1 protein-coding gene is annotated in these 684 nt (G+C 40.2%); it reads right to left on the bottom strand.

Annotated elements, in window-relative coordinates; all coding sequences use genetic code 11:
- Positions 1-432: IS110 family transposase (locus ACFSBH_RS12095; RefSeq protein ID WP_379597729.1), on the bottom strand; the 432-nt coding region annotated here is incomplete at its 3' end.
- Positions 433-684: the final 252 nt, after the last annotated feature.

The following is a 684-nucleotide window of genomic DNA, read 5'->3' as shown; positions in this document are numbered from 1 at the left end:
TGTAATGTTCTCATGTTGGCGAGTTAAATTGCGAAGGTTTAAGAGTTGAACACCTCGCTTTTTATAAGGTTCTAAATCCTCTTTATAATATAGTTCGCACAGAAGATAAGCATCAACGGCGTCTGTCTTAACCTTACGCAAACTAGAACTCTTTGCCCTATATGAAATCAGTGGATTGACGATAATTAACAAATAATTATGCTCCTCCAAAAACTGAACAACCGAAGCATGATAGTGTCCGGTAGCTTCCAAAACAACTGCTGGCTTCTGCCCCGTAATTTCCTTTAAGTGCTTCAAAAAATCATGAAGTGCTGTTAAGCCCTCACGAGTATGCTCCACTTTAAAACTTTTACGATATGGCTTTTTCTTGTCCAAAAATGCTTGAACCTGACTTTCCCCTTTAGAAACATCCAGACCAACGACTGGATTCATACAAAAATCTCCTCCTCAAAAAAATATTTGCCGGTACCCCTAATCCTCCTTGTAATGTCATAGCTTCGCATGTTAAACGGGATCGGGTCCCAACCAGCTCAATCATGTTTTTACAAGTAGGGGGCGAACGGTTTAGTTGACGGGATCAAATGTCCCACGGGCAGAGACGTTCTACCCCGGCTACTGTTATAATAAAACCATATAAAAAATGGTCAACCAGAAATATCTGGTTAACCTTATATTACGAAAGGG

Origin of the sequence: Oceanobacillus luteolus (genome assembly GCF_042678205.1) — a bacterium.
GTDB classification, from domain to species: Bacteria; Bacillota; Bacilli; order Bacillales; family Amphibacillaceae; genus Oceanobacillus; species Oceanobacillus luteolus.
The sequence above is the reverse complement of the archived record's forward strand: the minus strand, read 5'-3'. Positions and strand labels throughout refer to the sequence as shown.